Raw genomic sequence first — 15,109 nt, 5'->3', positions numbered from 1 at the left:
CGGCGCCGTCCCGGCCCGTGCCACGCGCGCGCGCTCATTGGCCGGCGCGGACCTGCAGCAGGTAGCCGAAGCCGCGCACCGTGACGATCTCGACGTCGCTTTCCTCGAGCTTCTTGCGCACGCGGTGCACATAGACCTCGATGGCGGTATCGCCGACGGTATCGCCGCCTTCGCCGGCCGGATGCGCGAAGGTCGCCAGGTGGTCCTGCAGCTGGGCCTTGCTGACCACGCGGCCCTGGCGCTGCAGCAGCAGTTCCAGCACCGCGAACTCGCGTGGCGACAGTTCCAGCGGCTTGCCGTCGATGAACATGCGGCGATCGTTCCCCGACAGGCGCAGGCGCCCCAGGCGCACATCACGGTCGGGCACGGCTTCGCCATGCTGGCTGCGGCGCAGCAGCACGCGCACGCGGGCTTCGAGTTCGGGCAGGGCAAACGGCTTGACGAGATAGTCGTCGGCGCCGGCGTTCAGGCCGGAGAGCTTGTCTTCGAGCTCGTCGCGGGCGGTCAGGATGATGACCGGCGTGGTGCGGTTGCGGGCGCGGTAGCGCGCCAGCAGCGTCATGCCGTCGATGCCGGGCAGGCCCAGGTCGAGGATGACCAGGTCGTGCTGCTCGCGCAGCAGGTGTTCGGTGGCGTAGACGCCGTCATGGACCACGCGCACCTGGTGGCCGGCGCGTGTCAGGCCGGCTTCGACGCCGCTGGCGATCTGGCGGTCGTCTTCGATCAGCAGGATTCGCATGGCGGCAATTCGGGCAGGACGTCGGGCATGGCTGGATCAGCCGGGAAGGAAGACAGGATGCGGCAGGCGCGGCGTGGCGCACACGCGAAACCGCGATCCGCAGATTGTACAGGCCACGGCGCAGGTCTTCCTTTCGGTTTGCCTTCAGTACCGCCGGTGCGCGCTTTACGCCACCTGCAGCGAGGCGGCCGCACGCTCGATGAAACGGGCCAGGTCGATGTCGCGCTGGGTCAGGCCGTTGGCGTCGTGCGTGGACAAGGTGATGTCGACGCGGTTGTAGACGTTGAACCACTCGGGATGGTGGTCGGCTTTCTCCGCCTGGATGGCGACGCGCGTCATGAACGCAAACGCGGCGTTGAAATCGGAAAACGTGAAGCGCTTATGGATGGCGTCGCGGTTGTCGACGTCGGTCCAGCCGGGCAGATCGGCGAGCAGGGTGGTGCGCGCCTGGGGCGAAAGGGGTGTCATGTTGGGCTCGATCAGTTGAAAGAAAAAGCCGGCCCGCCCTGGCGGGCTTGCCGGCATTGTTTCACAAAGCAGAAAACCGTGCGGTTAGCCGACTGCGGTCAAATATCGTCGCTGTCGCCCCAGCCTTCGCGGGTGCCGGCATGAATCACCTGGTCGCCCGCGGCCACATCGCCCGCGCCCAGCGTCGGCAGGTCGCGCAGTTCCTGGTACAGCGGCGCGAAGTCCGGCCGGGTCGCGTCGAACAGCTGCTCGAAGTCGTCGATCACGAAGTAGGTCTTCTGGAAAGTGTCGATGCGGTAGCGCGTGCGCATGATGCGCCGCACGTCGAAGCCGATGCGGTTGGGGCTGGCCGAATCGAGGCTGTAGACCGACTCGCCCTGGCTGGACAGGATGCCGGCGCCATAGATGCGCAGGCCTTCGGGCGTGCGGATCAGGCCGAATTCCACCGTGTACCAGTACAGCCGCGCCAGCATGTCCAGCGCGCCCAGGCCGGCCGCCTTCAGGCCGCCCTTGCCGTAGGCTTCCATATAGTCGGCGAACACCGGGTTGATCAGCAGCGGCACATGGCCGAACACGTCGTGGAAGCAGTCCGGCTCCTGCAGGTAGTCAAGCTGCTCGGGCTTGCGCATCCACCAGCTGGCCGGGAAGCGGCGATTGGCCAGGTGATCGAAGAACACCTCGTCCGGCACCAGGCCCGGTACGGCGACCACCTGCCAGCCCGTGGCGCGCATCAGCGTCTCGTTGAGCTGGTCGAACTCGGGCACGCGGTCCTTTTCCATGCCCAGAGTCGCCAGGCCTTGCAGGAATTCGTTGCTGACGCGACCGCGCAGCATCGACGCCTGGCGCTCATAGAGTTTGCGCCAGATGGCGTGGTCGGTGCTGCTGTAGCGGTGCACCGGCTGCGCGATGGTGAAGTCCGGGCGCAGGGTCTGGCCGGACAGCAGGCCGGCGTCGAACTGCTCCCTGAGCTTGTCCGTCATGGTGCCCTGGAAGGCGCCGTCAAACTGGCCGGGGGCTTCTTGAACGGGGGCGCTGGCGATAGCGGACATCGAATTTGTCTCCTGGGTTTGGCGCGGTGCGCTGTGTGCGGTTTATCTGCGTAGTTTAGGCGTCCGTTGGTGAAATTAAGCCGCAAAATCGGATCTTATGGCGTTCATGGCGCGTATAATTCGCGTCAACAAGACGATTAACGCGGGAATTGCGTATGGTTTCCCTTGACCACTTCGACCTGGCGCTGCTCGCGGCCCTGCAGGCTGACGGGCGCTCCACCCACCAGCAGCTGGCAGAGCGGGTACACCTGTCGTCGAGCCAGGTAGGCCGGCGGCTGGCCCGGCTGGAAGCCGACGGTGTCATCACGGGTTATCGCGTGAGCCTGTCGACGCAGGCGCTGGGACTGGGCGTACTGGTCTTTATCAGCGTCAAGCTGGCGCACCACGGCGACACCATCACCGAACGCTTCAGCGAGGAAATCCTGCTGCTCGAGGAAGTGCAGGAGTGCTATTCCGTGGCCGGCGAGGCCGATTACCTGATTCGCGTGGTCGTGCCCGACCTGCCCACGCTGGCCGAATTCACCATGAAGCGCCTGATGCGGGTGCCGGGCGTGGAAAGCATCCGTTCCAACATCGTCCTCACCGCGCTCAAGAGCGAAGGCGCCTTGCCGCTGTCGCACCTGCGCTGAAACTTTTGTCGGCCGCGCTGCAGGTTTGCGTGCCGGCCTTGCACTCCCAAACGTCACATGTCACCCTCGCCGGGTGCTTTGACGGGAGGATCGCAGGATGATGGGAATCGTTGCCCGACGGGGTCGGGAACTTGGCCAGCACGCGTCGACAGGCCGTGTCGCGATGGCTGGCGTGCTGGCATGGCTGTCGGTGTCGGCCGCGTTCGCGGCGCAGGTCACGCGCTTCTCGCCAGAGGGAACGGTTCCGCAGGTGCGCCAGATCGCGATCCGCTTCGACGAGGCCATGGTGCCGATGGGCGACGTCAAGGCTGCTGCGCCGGCAGCCCTCTCCTGTACCGGCGCGGCCACGGCCGGGCAGGGACGCTGGGTCGATGCCAGCAACTGGGTGTTCGACTTCGAGCACGACCTGCCGCCCGGTGTGCGGTGTTCCGTGCGAATGTCCGCCAGCCTGCGCAGCGTGGCCGGCAAGCCCTACGCGGGCAAGGCCGAGTACCGGTTCGAGACCGGCGGCCCCACGGTCGTGGCCAGCCGTCCGTCGGGCGGCGAGATCGAGGAGGACCAGGTCTTCGCGCTGCGCTTCAATGGCGCGGCCACCGCGGCCTCGGTGCGCGATCACGCGTGGTGCCAGGCGGAAGGCCTGGGCGAGCGCATCCCCGTGCGCCTGCTGGCCGGCAAGGAGCGCGACGCCGTGCTCGACGCCATCTACTGGAAGCGCCTGGCCAAGGACGCGCCCGACGCGATCCACCTGCTGGCCTGCCAGCAGCGGCTGCCGGCTGGCGCGCGCATGCAGCTGGTGCTTGGCGCGGGCATTGCCACGCCGTCGGGCATCGCCACGCGCGACGAGCGCCGCTTCGATTACACGGTGCGTGAACCATTCACCGCGAGCTTCAGCTGCGAACGCGAGCACGCGCAGTCGCCATGCACGCCACTGCGTCCGATGACGATCTCGTTCTCGGCGCCGATCGGGCGCAAGCTGGCCGAGCACGTGGTGCTGAAGATGCCGTCGGGCCCGCGCGCGCCGCAGTTCGATGCCGATCTCGCACCGGATGCCAGCGTCACGTCGCTTACCTTCGCTGCACCGTTTCCGGAGAAGGCCGATTTCACCATCGAGATCCCGCGTGACCTGAAGGACGACAGCGGCCGCACGTTGTCCAATGCCGACCTGTTCCCTCTCAAGGTGTCGACCGCCGCCATGCCGCCGCTGGCCAAGTTCGCCGCGGCGCCGTTCGGCGTGGTGGAGCGCTTCGGCGAACTGCCCAAGGGCAAGGCCCCGGCCGACTATCCGCCGCTGCTGCCGGTGACGCTGCGCAACGTCGAAGCCGACCTGCAGGTGCGCGGCGTGCAGGCGCAGGCGGGCACGGTGATGAAGCTCAAGGTCGATGACGATGGCGCCGTGCTGCGCTGGCTCGGCTTGGTGCGCCGCATGCACGAGACCAGCTGGACGCGCGCGGAACTCGACGCGGTGCTGGCCGGCCGATCGCCGTACGGCGTGAACAATCCGCGCAATGCGCCATCGATCGAAGCGCGTTCCGTGTCGCTGCTTGAACGCGCTGCGGGCGTGCAGAAGCTTTCGGTGCCAAAGCCTTCCGGCGATGCGCCGCGGCCGTTCGAGGTGGTCGGGATTCCTCTGCCGGAACCGGGCTTCCATGTGGTCGAAATCGCCTCGCCCATGCTCGGCGAAGCGCTGCTGGGCAAGCGCGCGCCCATGTATGTCCGCACGGCCGCGCAGGTCACCAACCTTGGCGTGCATTTCAAGCTGGCGCGTGGCGAAGGCGACGGGGCGATGAGCGGCCTGGCGTGGGTGACTGCGCTGGATGACGGCAAGCCCGTGCGCGACGCCGCTGTTGCCGTGCGTGACTGTTCCGGCAGGCTGCTCGGCGAAGGCCGCACCGATGCCGGCGGCATCGTGCGTTTCGCCAAGCTCGACGATGTGCGCGGCCGCAGCTGCGACGGCAATGGCCTGTCGGGTTATTTTGTTTCCGCGCGCATCGCGGCCACGCATCCGGAGGCGCGCGGCAAGGCGGACATGGCCTTCGTGATGTCCGACTGGAACCGCGGCATAGAGACCTGGCGCTTCAACGTGCCGACCGATGCGAGCGCCGCGCAGACGGTGCGCGCGCATACCGTGTTCGACCGCACGCTGCTGCGCGCCGGCGAAACGGTGTCGATGAAGCATTTCATCCGTGCCGAGACCGCACAGGGCTTTGCCTTGCCGCCCGCGAACCGCAAGCTGCCGCAGACGGTGGTGATCCGCCATGAAGGCAGCGGCCAGACCTACGAACTGCCGCTGCAGTGGCGCAATACGGCGACCGGCGGGCGCAGCGCCGAAAGCAGCTTCCAGGTGCCGCCCGCGGCCAGGCTCGGAGTCTACGGCGTCGAACTGCACACCGAAGCCAGTGGCGGCAATGACGCCGACGACAACCACGCGCGCACCTATGCCAGCGGCAGTTTCCGCGTGGAAGCGTTCCGGCTGCCGGTACTGACCGGCACGCTGCAAGCTACGGGTGGACAAGGCGGCAAGGGCGGCGCCCTGATGGCGCCGTCTGAAGTGCCGGTCGGTGTCGAAGTGCATTACGTATCCGGCGGCGCGGCCATTGGCCTGCCGGTGCGCGTGTCCGCGTTGCTGCGCGACAAGTGGGTCAGCTTCCCTGGTTACGACGAATACTCGTTCACGCCGCCGCGCGCCACGCGCGAGAACACCTCCGGCGACGAGGAGATGGATCAGGTCGACGAAGGCCAGGCTCGCGACGGCGGCCAGAAGCTGATCGCCGACAAGCTGGCGGTGACGCTCGACAAGAACGGCAATGGGACTGTCACGCTGCGCAAGATGCCGAAGACCGATGCGCCGCGCGACCTGGTGCTCGAAGCCGGCTTTGCCGACCCGAACGGCGAGATCCAGACGCTGCGCCAGACCGTGCCGGTATGGCCTGCCGCCGTGGTGGCGGGTATCCGCACCGATGGCTGGGTATCGGTAAAGCAGAAGCTGGCCGTGCACGGCCTGGTGCTCGACACGCAGGGCAAGCCGGTGGCCGATACGCCGGTGAAGTTCAACGCACGGGCACGCCTCACCACGTCGACGCGCAAGCGCGTGGTAGGCGGCTTCTACCGCTACGACAACCGCAGCGAGGGCCGCGACCTCGGCACGGTGTGCGAGACGCGTACCGACGCGCAGGGCCGCGCGCGCTGCGATATCACGCTCGACCAGGCGGGCCAGGTGGAGCTGGTGGCGATTGCACGGGACAAGGATGGCCGCAGCACGCAGGCGGCCTCGACGGTATGGGTCACGCGCCAGGGCGAGCTGTGGTTCGGCGGCGAGAACCATGACCGCATCGACGTGCTGCCCGAGAAGAAGCAGTACGCGCCCGGCGACACCGCCGTGTTCCAGGTGCGCATGCCGTTCCGCGAGGCCACGGCGCTGGTCGCGGTGGAGCGTGAAGGCGTGCTCCAGACGCAGGTGGTCGAACTCCATGGCAGCGATCCCACGGTACGCGTGAAGGTCAAGCCGGAGTGGGGCCCCAACGTCTACGTGTCGGTGATGACGATCCGCGGACGCCTGCGTGAAGTGCCGTGGTATTCGTTCTTCACGTGGGGCTGGCGCCAGCCGGGCGAATGGTGGCGTGCGTTCCGCAGCGAGGGCAAGGAGTACGCGGCGCCGACTGCACTGGTGGACCTGTCCAGGCCGGCCTTCCGGCTTGGCCTGGCGGAGATCCGCGTCGGCAACGAGGCGCACCGGCTCGATGTCACCGTGACGCCGGACAAGGCGTCCTATACCGTGCGCGGCAAGGCGTGTGTCGCGCTGCAGGTCAAGCTACCGGACGGCAAGCCCGCGGCCAATGGCGAGATCGCGCTGGCCGCGGTGGACCAGGCACTGCTGGAGCTGATGCCGAACAACAGCTGGGACTTGCTCGATGCCATGCTGCAGCGGCGCAGCTACGGCGTGGAGACCGCCACGGCGCAGATGGAAATCATCGGGCGCCGGCACTATGGGCGCAAGGCGGTTCCGGCCGGCGGCGGCGGCGGCAAGAGTCCGACGCGCGAACTGTTCGATACGCTGCTGCTGTGGAACCCGCGCGTGCAGCTCGATGCCGAGGGCAAGGCTACGGTGGAAGTGCCGCTCAATGATTCGCTGACCAGCTTCCGCATCGTCGCGGTGGCCGACCTTGGCGTGGGCCGCTTCGGTACCGGCAGCGCGACCATCGCGGCCACGCAGGACCTGCAGCTGATTTCCGGCCTGCCGCTGCTGGTGCGCGAGGACGACCGCTATCGCGCCATGTTCACGCTGCGCAATACAACAAAGCGGGCCATGACGGTGCAGGCCAGCGCACGCGCCGCGCTGGTCGACAATGCCAGCGCGCTGCCAGCGCAGACCGTGCAGATACCGGCTGGCGAGGCACGCGAGATCGGCTGGGACGTCACCGCGCCGGCGCTGCTCGCGTACTCGCGCAGCGGCACGATCCAGTGGGAAGTGCAGGCCGCCGAGCAAGGCGCGGGGGGCGCGGCGGACCGCATCAAGGTATCGCAGCAGATCGTGCCGGCGGAGCCGGTGACAGCGCAGCAGGCCACGCTGGCGCAACTGGCGCCGGGGCTGTCGGTGCCCGTGAAGGCGCCGCCGGATGCGCTCAAGGACCCGGCCGGCAAGCTGCGCGGCGGCCTGCAGGTGAACCTGCAGTCGTCGCTCGCGGGCGGCATGCCGGGCGTACGCGAGTGGTTCCTCAACTACCCGTTCAGTTGCCTGGAGCAGCGCGCGTCGAAGGCCATCGGCCTGGCTGACGGCACGGCCTGGGAAGCGCTGATGAATCAGTTGCCGTCTTACCTCGATGCGAATGGCCTGGCCTCGTACTTTCCGCTGCGCAGCGACAGCCAGAGCGGCAGCGTTGCCCTGACGGCCTATCTGCTGTCGGTCAGCGATGAAGCCGCGAAAGCGGGCCTGACGCTGCGCGTGCCTGACGAACAGCGCGCGCAGATGGAACGGGGCCTGACGGCGTTCGTCGAAGGCCGCATCCGTCCGGATGCGTGGAGTCCTTCGGCAGCCACGATGGATCTCGAAGTCCGCAAGCTGGCCGCGCTCGAAGCGCTGTCGCGCACGGGTCACGCGCAGGCGCGCATGCTCGGGTCGATCCAGATCCTGCCGGCGCAGTGGCCGACCTCGGCGCTGATCGACTGGACCCTGCTGCTGTCGCGCATGCAGGACATCCCGCAGCGCGAAGCGCGGCTGGCCGAAGCGCAGCAACTGCTGCGCGCGCGCCTGACGGTGCAGGGCACGCGGCTGGCGTTCTCGACCGAGCGCGGCGACGACTGGTGGTGGCTGATGGCCGGCGGCGACGTGAATGCGGCACGCCTGCTCGCGCTGGCCGCGGAACTGCCGGGCTGGAAGGACGATGCGCCGCAGCTTGCCACGGGATTGATCGGACGCCAGGTGCGCGGGGCATGGGGCACGACCAATGCCAATGCCTGGGGCATGCTGGCGATCGCGCGCTTTGCGCAGGCCTTCGAGAAGACGCCGGTGGCAGGCAGCACGCGCCTGTCGGTGAGCGGTGGCGGGGAAGGCGCGCGCAGCTTCGACTGGAGCCGCGCACAGCGCCGCGACGGCGTGGCGCAGGGTAGCGTCGACCTGCCGTGGCCGAGCGGGGAGGGCGGCGGCACGCTGCAGCTCGAACAGGCGGGCGCGGGGCATCCGTGGGCCACGGTGCGTGCCATGGCGGCGGTGCCGCTGCCGGGACCGCTTGCCGCCGGCTACCGCGTGCGCCGCACGGTGACGCCGGTGGAGCAGGCGGTGTCGGGCAAGTGGTCGCGTGGCGATACGTATCGCGTGAAGCTGGACATCGATGCGCAGGCCGACATGACGTGGGTGGTGGTCAGCGATCCGGTCCCGGCCGGCGCGACCATCCTCGGCAGCGGGCTGGGGCGCGATTCGGCCATCGCCACGCGCGGCGAGCGGCGCAAGGGGATGGCGTGGCCCGCTTACACGGAACGCACGCCACAGGCTTATCGCGAGTACTACGAGTACCTGCCCAAGGGCAGCAGCTCGGTCGAGTACACCGTGCGCCTGAACAACGCCGGCGACTTCGCGCTGCCGCCGACGCGCGTCGAAGCCATGTATGCGCCGGATGTGTTCGGCGCGGCGCCGAATGCGCGCCTGACCGTCGGAGCCCGCCCATGAGCTGGCTGGCGCTCATGATGCCGGCGCGCGTGCGCGAGTGGTGGCTGGCCGGCACCCTGGCGGGCGTGGTCTATGGTGCGCTGCTGGTGCAGGTAGCGATGGAGTTGCCCGACGGCGCGCCGCTGACCGGCCAGATCGCACTCCAGCCCGCGTGGAAGATCGCGATGGCGCTGATGCTGGCGCGTGCCGCGTGGTTCCATCGCCCGTTAAAGGAGCGGCGCTGGCTGGTGATTGCGCTGGTGTGCTCCGCGATCGGGGATTTGCTGCTCGCGGTGCCGGCGCTGCGCAGTTCGTTCGTGGGCGGCCTCGGCGCGTTCCTGCTCGCGCATCTCGCCTATCTGCGGGTGCTGGTGCCGCTAGCGGGCGACTGGCGCGCGCACCGGCTGGTCGCGTGCGGCGCGATGATCGGTGTGGCCGGCACGATGCTGGGCCGCTTCTGGCCCAACCTGGGCACGCTGGCGGGGCCGGTCACGGTGTACGTCATCGTGTTGGCGGTGATGGTCTGCGCCGCGCTGGTGGCGAAGCTGCCGACGCCGTTCACCGCGCTGGGGGCACTGTGCTTCGCGGCGTCGGACATGATGATCGGCATTGCGCGCTTTCTGGTGCCGTTCGACAGTTTCCAGTTGGGCATCTGGTGGACGTATGCGGCCGCGCAGGTGCTGATCGTCGCGGGCATCGTCGGGAATCGCGGAGAAGTTAGGGCATGAAGTGGTTGACGGGTAGGCTCGCGGCGGTTCGTGTTTCACCGGTTTGCTCCGCTCGCCCACTTGCGGGAGAGGGGAGCAAACTAGTAGCCCGGCATGCATCGGCTTTCGTGTTTGCCGTGGCACTGACATGGATGGCACCGCCCGCCCAGGCACTCCCATCCTTCACCCAGGTCCGCGCCGACTGGCGCAGCACCGACGTCGTCGTCACCGATCGCAATGGCGAAACCATTGCGCGCCTGCGCGATGACTTCCGCGTGCGCCGCGGCGATTGGGTCACGCTCGCGGAAACCTCGCCCGCGCTGCGTACCGCTATCGTGCTGTCGGAAGACAAGCGCTTCTACGCGCACAGCGGCGTCGACTGGCAAGGCGTGGCCGCGGCGGCGTGGGCCAATCTCTGGAACACGCGCACGCGCGGCGCTTCCACGCTGACCATGCAGCTCGCGGGGCTGCTCGATGAAGACCTGCGCCGACCGGGCAGCGCGGGCGCGGGGCGCAGCGTCACGCAGAAGCTCGGGCAGGCCGCCGGCGCCGCGTCGCTGGAGCGTAGCTGGAGCAAGGACCAGATCCTGGAGGCGTACCTGAACCTGGTCCCGTTCCGCGGCGAACTGGTCGGCCTGTCGGCGATGTCGCAGGCGTTGTTCGGCAAGTTTCCGGAAGGGCTCGATGCGCGCGAATCGGCGCTCGCCGTGGCGCTCGTTCGCGCGCCCAATGCCAGGGCCGCGCAAGTCGCACGACGAGCGTGCGGCATCTTGCGCGAGATGCGCGTGCCGCGCGAATGCGAGGGGCTGGAGGGCTTCGCGCAACTGGCGCTGTTGCGCACGGGCAGTGTCGTGCAGCGCGGGTCGGCGGCATCGGCCATGCCGGGGCAAGTGGCACCGCACCTTGGTCGGATGCTGTTGAGCCAGGCGCGCGGGCAAGCGGGCCCGCATGCGTCCGTTGCGCCGTATCTTCGCTCGACGCTCGATGCAGGGCTGCAGCGGGTGGCGGTGGCAAGCCTGCAGCGGCATCTGCGCGAACTCGCCGGCCGGCACGTGGAAGACGGCGCGGTGGTGGTGATCGACAACGCGAGCGGCGACGTACTCGCATACGTCGGCTCGTCGGGCGAACTGTCCGGCGCGGCGCAGGTGGACCACGCGCAGGCGCTGCGCCAGGCCGGCTCGACGCTGAAGCCGTTCCTGTACGAGCAGGCGTTGGAAGAGCGCCGGCTGACGGCCGCCTCGCTGCTTGACGATCGTCCGGTCAATTTACCCGTGGGCGGCGGGCTGTACGTGCCGCAGAACTACGACCATCGCTACGCAGGCTGGGTGAGCACGCGCGCGGCGCTGGCAGCATCGCTGAACGTGCCCGCCGTGCGCACGCTGGTGATGGTGACCCCGCACCGCTTCCACAAGCGGCTGGTGGCGCTGGGGCTGCCCCTGACCGAGGCGGGCGACTACTACGGCTACAGCCTCGCGCTGGGCAGCGCGGACGTGTCGCTGCTGGCGCTGACCAATGCGTATCGGGCGCTCGCGAACGGCGGCCGCTACGGACCGGTACGCATGCGCGCCGGCGTGGCGTTGGCGCCTTCGACGGCGGTGATGTCGCCGGCGGCGACTTATGTGATCGGCGACATCCTGTCCGACCGGCATGCGCGTGCGCGCACCTTCGGTCTCGACAGCCCGCTGACCACGCGCTTCTGGACGGCGGTGAAGACCGGCACCAGCAAGGACATGCGCGACAACTGGTGCATTGGCTGGTCGCAGCGCTACACCGTGGGCGTGTGGGTCGGCAACGCCAGCGGGGCCAGCATGCACGATGTGTCAGGCGTCTCGGGCGCGGCGCCGGTATGGCATGACGTGATGGACGCGCTGCACCGTTCGCAGCCGAGCATGGCCCCCGGCGTGCCGGCGGGTGTCGAGCGTGTGGCACTGACCTTTTCCGATGACCTTGAACCCGCGCGCGAGGAAGTGTTCTTGGCAGGCACGGCGCTGACGCGCGTCAACGTCGGCACATCGTCGGCGCGCGCTGGCGCGCCGGCGATCGCAAACCCCGCCGACGGGACGATTTTTGCGCTCGATCCGGACATGCCGCCGTCCGCGCAGCGCGTGTGGTTCCACGCCGAAGGCGTGTCCGGCCAGACCGCGCGCACGGTGAGCTGGCGCATGGACGGCAAGCCGCTCGGGCGCGGTGGCGAAGTGGCGTGGCTGCCATGGCCGGGCCGCCATCAGGTGGAGCTGCTGGACGCGGCCGGCAAGGTGGTGCACCGCATCGGCATTGAAGTGCGCGGCGCCAGCGTGCGTGCGCCGGCCGCTTCAGCGGGACGCGGCGCCCGCTGAAACAGGCGCGCGCGCCTTGAGGAAATCGACGAAGGCACGCAGCTTCGGTGGCATCAGCGCGCGGCCAGGGTAGTAAAGGTAGAAGCCGTCGAATCGCGGCAGCCAGCGTTCCAGCACGGTGACGAGCCGGCCATCGTCGAGCGCTGCGCGGACGTGGTGGGGGAACTCGTAGATCAGCCCCGCGCCATCCAGCGCGGCCTGGTGCAGCAGCGTCTTGTCATTGGCGATCAGCGCCGCGTGCGTGTCCACGGTGAAGGTGCGGCCGTCTTCGATAAATTCCCACCGGTAGACGCTGCCATGCGGACCGAAGCGGTATTGCAGGCAGGCATGCGTGTGCAGGTCGGAGGGGGTCTGCGGGGTGCCGTGTTGCGCGAGATAGGCGGGGGCGGCTGCCACGACCATGCGCAGCGGGCCGGTGACAGGGATTGCCACCATGTCACGCTGCAGGGCCTCGCCCAGGCGCAGGCCGGCGTCGAAGCCTTCGGCGACCATGTCGGCAAAGCGGTCGTCGGTGACCACATCGACGCAAATGCCCGGGTACGCGCGCATGAAGGCCGCCAGCAGGGGCCGCAACACGATGACACCGGCGGTATTGGGCGTGGTCAGGCGCAGGGTGCCGACCGGGTTGTCGCGCTGCTGGCGCACGTCGTCGGTGGCCGCGCCGATTTCCTGCAGCGCGGGCTCGATGCGGGCGAGCAATGCCGCGCCCGCTTCCGTCAGCCCGACGCTGCGCGTGGTGCGCTGCAGGAGACGCACGCCAAGCCGCGCTTCAAGCTGGCGAATGGTCTGCGATACCGCAGACGGGCTGACCGCGAGCGCCGCGGCGGCGGCCGTGAAGCTGCCGTGGCGGGCCACGCGCACGAACGCCGCTAGTGCGGGCAGGGAATCAGCATCGATTGTGAAGTCAGGCTTCATGATGCATGCAGCGTAGCATGCTGGTTCCGTGGCCGTCGACTGTCCATACTTGCCTGCATTCGTCGCCGCGTGCGACGCCATCCATCAGGAGCCAGCATGACCGGAAACGCCACCTCGATTCCTTCACGCCGACTGGGCAACCACGGTCCCACGGTCTCGGCGATCGGCCTCGGCTGCATGGGCATGAGCGATTTCTATGGCGCGCACGACGATGCGGAGTCGATCCGCACCATCCGGCACGCGCTCGACCGCGGCATAACGCTGCTCGACACCGCCGACATCTACGGCCCGCACACCAATGAAGCACTGGTGGGACGCGCCATTGCCGGGCGACGCGACCAGGTCGTGCTGGCGACCAAGTTCGGCGTCGTGCGCGACCTCTCGCAGCCGGCGGCGCGCGGCGTCAACGGCCGGCCCGAGTATGTGCGCGCAAGCTGCGAGGCGAGCCTGAAGCGGCTCGGCGTCGACCACATCGACCTGTATTACCAGCACCGCATCGATCCGCAGGTGCCCATCGAGGAAACGGTGGGCGCCATGGCGGATCTCGTGAAGGCCGGCAAAGTCCGGTGGATCGGCCTGTCCGAGGCCGGTGCGCAGACCATCGAGCGCGCGCACAAGGTGCATCCGGTCTCCGCGCTGCAGAGCGAATATTCGCTGTGGACGCGTGACGTCGAGACCGACGGCATCCTGGCCACGTGCGAACGGCTGGGCATCGGCTTCGTGCCGTACAGCCCGCTCGGGCGCGGCTTCCTGACGGGAGCCATCCGCAGTCCGGACGATTTCGACGCGGAAGATTTCCGCCGGTCCAACCCGCGTTTCATGGGCCAGAACTTCGCGCGCAATCTTGCGCTGGTCGACAAGGTGCGCGCACTGGCCGCCGCCAAGGGCTGCACACCGGCGCAACTCGCGCTGGCCTGGGTGCTGGCGCGCGGCCAGCAGGTGGTGCCGATTCCCGGCACGCGCCGCATCGCCAATCTCGACGACAACCTGGGCGCGCTGGAGGTGCGGCTCGATACAAAGGAGCTCGCCGGGATCGATACCGTTTTCCCGGCCGGCGCAGCGGTGGGTACGCGCTATGCCGAGCATGTGATGCCGATGCTGGCGCGCTGATGGGGTGCGGGGCCTGCCGCATAATGGCGGGTCCTGAACCGTGCCCGCCGGAGTGCTGCATGTCACTGATTCCCCTCGATGCCGCGAGCACTGCGGCACGCCTGCCTTACCCCGAGCTGGCCGCAGCGATCGCCGACATGCTGGCCGAGCTGCGCGAGGGGACGGCCATGGCGCCGCCGCGCATCGCGCTGCCGGTGGGCGATGCGCGGGACGGGGAGGGCACGCTGCTGGTCATGCCGGCGCGCAACCGGCGCCTGGTGATGACCAAGAACATCACCGTGCATCCGGACAATCCGCGGCGCGGGTTGCCGAACATCCTGGGCGAAGTGGTGGTGGCCGATGCGCATACCGGCGCGCGCCTGGCGATGCTCGACGGCCCCACGGTCACCGGCCGGCGCACGGCGGCGGTGTCATTGCTGGCCGCGCAGCGCTTTGCTGCACGACCGGATGGCGAACTGCTCATCATCGGCGCGGGCGTGCAGGCGCTGACGCACCTGGAGGCCTTCATCGCCGGATTGCCGCTGTGCCGCGTCTGGCTGCATTCGCGTACGCGCGACAAGGCTGAGGCGCTAGCCGCGCATGCCGGCACGCTTGGCGTCGAGGCGGAGGTGGTCGATGACGTCGCCAGCGTGCTGCAGCGCGTGTCGATGGTGGTGACCGTGACATCGAGCCGCACCCCAGTGCTTCCCGATCTCGACAGCCGCTTGTGGCGCGACGACCAGTTCATTGCGGCGGTCGGCGCATTCCGTCCCGATATGTGCGAGCTGCCGCCGGCGCTGTGCCACGCGGCCTCGGCCAGCGGGCGGTTGCTCGCGGATACGCTGTTCGGCATCGAGGAGGAGGCCGGCGACCTGTTGCAGGCCGGTATCGACTGGGCCACGGTGCAGCCGTTCGAGACCGCGATCCTGCGGGCCGATGCCATCCGCGCGCGCGCCGGCAGCCCGCTGGTATTCAAGAGCGTGGGCTACGCGCTGTGGGACCTTGCGGCCTGCGTGCTGGCCAGCCGGCAGGACTGAG

10 protein-coding genes are annotated in these 15,109 nt (G+C 68.9%); 6 read left to right on the top strand and 4 right to left on the bottom strand.

Annotation, left to right across the window (positions count from 1 at the left end):
- Positions 1-34: 34 nt before the first annotated feature.
- From AC3FKG_RS10915 to phhA, 3 genes are all read right to left on the bottom strand, one after another.
- Positions 35-739 (bottom strand): response regulator transcription factor, encoded by a 705-nt coding sequence (locus AC3FKG_RS10915; protein WP_211952709.1) that lies wholly within the window; start codon positions 737-739, stop codon positions 35-37.
- Between the two features lie 165 nt (positions 740-904).
- The gene (locus AC3FKG_RS10910; RefSeq protein ID WP_483709882.1) at positions 905-1,207 is read right to left on the bottom strand and encodes a 4a-hydroxytetrahydrobiopterin dehydratase; all 303 of its coding nucleotides are present in this window, start codon (positions 1,205-1,207) and stop codon (positions 905-907) included.
- A 98-nt stretch (positions 1,208-1,305) separates the two neighbouring features.
- Entirely contained in the window at positions 1,306-2,256 is a 951-nt protein-coding gene (gene phhA, locus AC3FKG_RS10905; RefSeq protein WP_488743054.1) for a phenylalanine 4-monooxygenase, read from the bottom strand.
- Positions 2,257-2,411: 155 nt separating this feature from the next.
- Here phhA and AC3FKG_RS10900 point away from each other — a divergent pair, with 155 nt between their 5' ends.
- From AC3FKG_RS10900 to pbpC, 4 genes are all read left to right on the top strand, one after another.
- A complete protein-coding gene (locus AC3FKG_RS10900) occupies positions 2,412-2,885 on the top strand; it encodes an Lrp/AsnC family transcriptional regulator (RefSeq protein ID WP_483709880.1) in 474 nt (157 codons plus the stop codon).
- A 97-nt stretch (positions 2,886-2,982) separates the two neighbouring features.
- Positions 2,983-9,045, top strand: coding sequence for an alpha-2-macroglobulin family protein (locus AC3FKG_RS10895; RefSeq protein WP_488743053.1), 6,063 nt, complete (start codon positions 2,983-2,985; stop codon positions 9,043-9,045).
- Complete coding sequence (locus AC3FKG_RS10890) at positions 9,042-9,752, top strand: lysoplasmalogenase (RefSeq protein WP_488743052.1); 711 nt, start codon at positions 9,042-9,044, stop codon at positions 9,750-9,752. The genes AC3FKG_RS10895 and AC3FKG_RS10890 overlap by 4 nt, the downstream gene beginning before the upstream one ends.
- A 131-nt stretch (positions 9,753-9,883) precedes the next feature.
- A complete protein-coding gene (gene pbpC, locus AC3FKG_RS10885; RefSeq protein ID WP_488743103.1) occupies positions 9,884-12,067 on the top strand; it encodes a penicillin-binding protein 1C in 2,184 nt (727 codons plus the stop codon).
- Here pbpC and AC3FKG_RS10880 read toward each other — a convergent pair.
- On the bottom strand, positions 12,044-12,982 hold the full coding sequence (locus AC3FKG_RS10880; RefSeq protein ID WP_483709877.1) for a LysR family transcriptional regulator: 939 nt from the start codon (positions 12,980-12,982) through the stop codon (positions 12,044-12,046). The genes pbpC and AC3FKG_RS10880 overlap by 24 nt on opposite strands.
- 96 nt (positions 12,983-13,078) lie before the next feature.
- Here AC3FKG_RS10880 and AC3FKG_RS10875 point away from each other — a divergent pair, with 96 nt between their 5' ends.
- Both AC3FKG_RS10875 and AC3FKG_RS10870 read left to right on the top strand, forming a co-directional pair.
- Complete coding sequence (locus AC3FKG_RS10875; RefSeq protein ID WP_488743051.1) at positions 13,079-14,092, top strand: aldo/keto reductase; 1,014 nt, start codon at positions 13,079-13,081, stop codon at positions 14,090-14,092.
- A 59-nt stretch (positions 14,093-14,151) separates the two neighbouring features.
- Positions 14,152-15,108, top strand: a complete 957-nt coding sequence (locus tag AC3FKG_RS10870; RefSeq protein ID WP_488743050.1) for a delta(1)-pyrroline-2-carboxylate reductase family protein — start codon at positions 14,152-14,154, stop codon at positions 15,106-15,108.
- Position 15,109: the final 1 nt, after the last annotated feature.

The sequence above is a fragment of the Cupriavidus sp. 22TCCZM04-2 genome, from assembly GCF_057798895.1.
Note: the sequence above shows the minus strand (reverse complement) of the source record. Positions and strands in the feature narration are given on the sequence as shown.

Bases quoted from the DNA above. Each gene is read 5' to 3' on its own strand.
- AC3FKG_RS10915 (WP_211952709.1), bottom strand. From the start codon at position 739: ATGCGAATCCTGCTGATCGAAGACGACCGCCAGATCGCCAGCGGCGTC.
- phhA (WP_488743054.1), bottom strand. From the start codon at position 2,256: ATGTCCGCTATCGCCAGCGCCCCCGTTCAAGAAGCCCCCGGCCAGTTT.
- AC3FKG_RS10910 (WP_483709882.1), bottom strand. From the start codon at position 1,207: ATGACACCCCTTTCGCCCCAGGCGCGCACCACCCTGCTCGCCGATCTG.
- AC3FKG_RS10900 (WP_483709880.1), top strand. From the start codon at position 2,412: ATGGTTTCCCTTGACCACTTCGACCTGGCGCTGCTCGCGGCCCTGCAG.
- AC3FKG_RS10875 (WP_488743051.1), top strand. From the start codon at position 13,079: ATGACCGGAAACGCCACCTCGATTCCTTCACGCCGACTGGGCAACCAC.
- AC3FKG_RS10870 (WP_488743050.1), top strand. From the start codon at position 14,152: ATGTCACTGATTCCCCTCGATGCCGCGAGCACTGCGGCACGCCTGCCT.
- AC3FKG_RS10880 (WP_483709877.1), bottom strand. From the start codon at position 12,982: ATGAAGCCTGACTTCACAATCGATGCTGATTCCCTGCCCGCACTAGCG.
- AC3FKG_RS10895 (WP_488743053.1), top strand. From the start codon at position 2,983: ATGATGGGAATCGTTGCCCGACGGGGTCGGGAACTTGGCCAGCACGCG.
- AC3FKG_RS10890 (WP_488743052.1), top strand. From the start codon at position 9,042: ATGAGCTGGCTGGCGCTCATGATGCCGGCGCGCGTGCGCGAGTGGTGG.
- pbpC (WP_488743103.1), top strand. From the start codon at position 9,884: ATGGCACCGCCCGCCCAGGCACTCCCATCCTTCACCCAGGTCCGCGCC.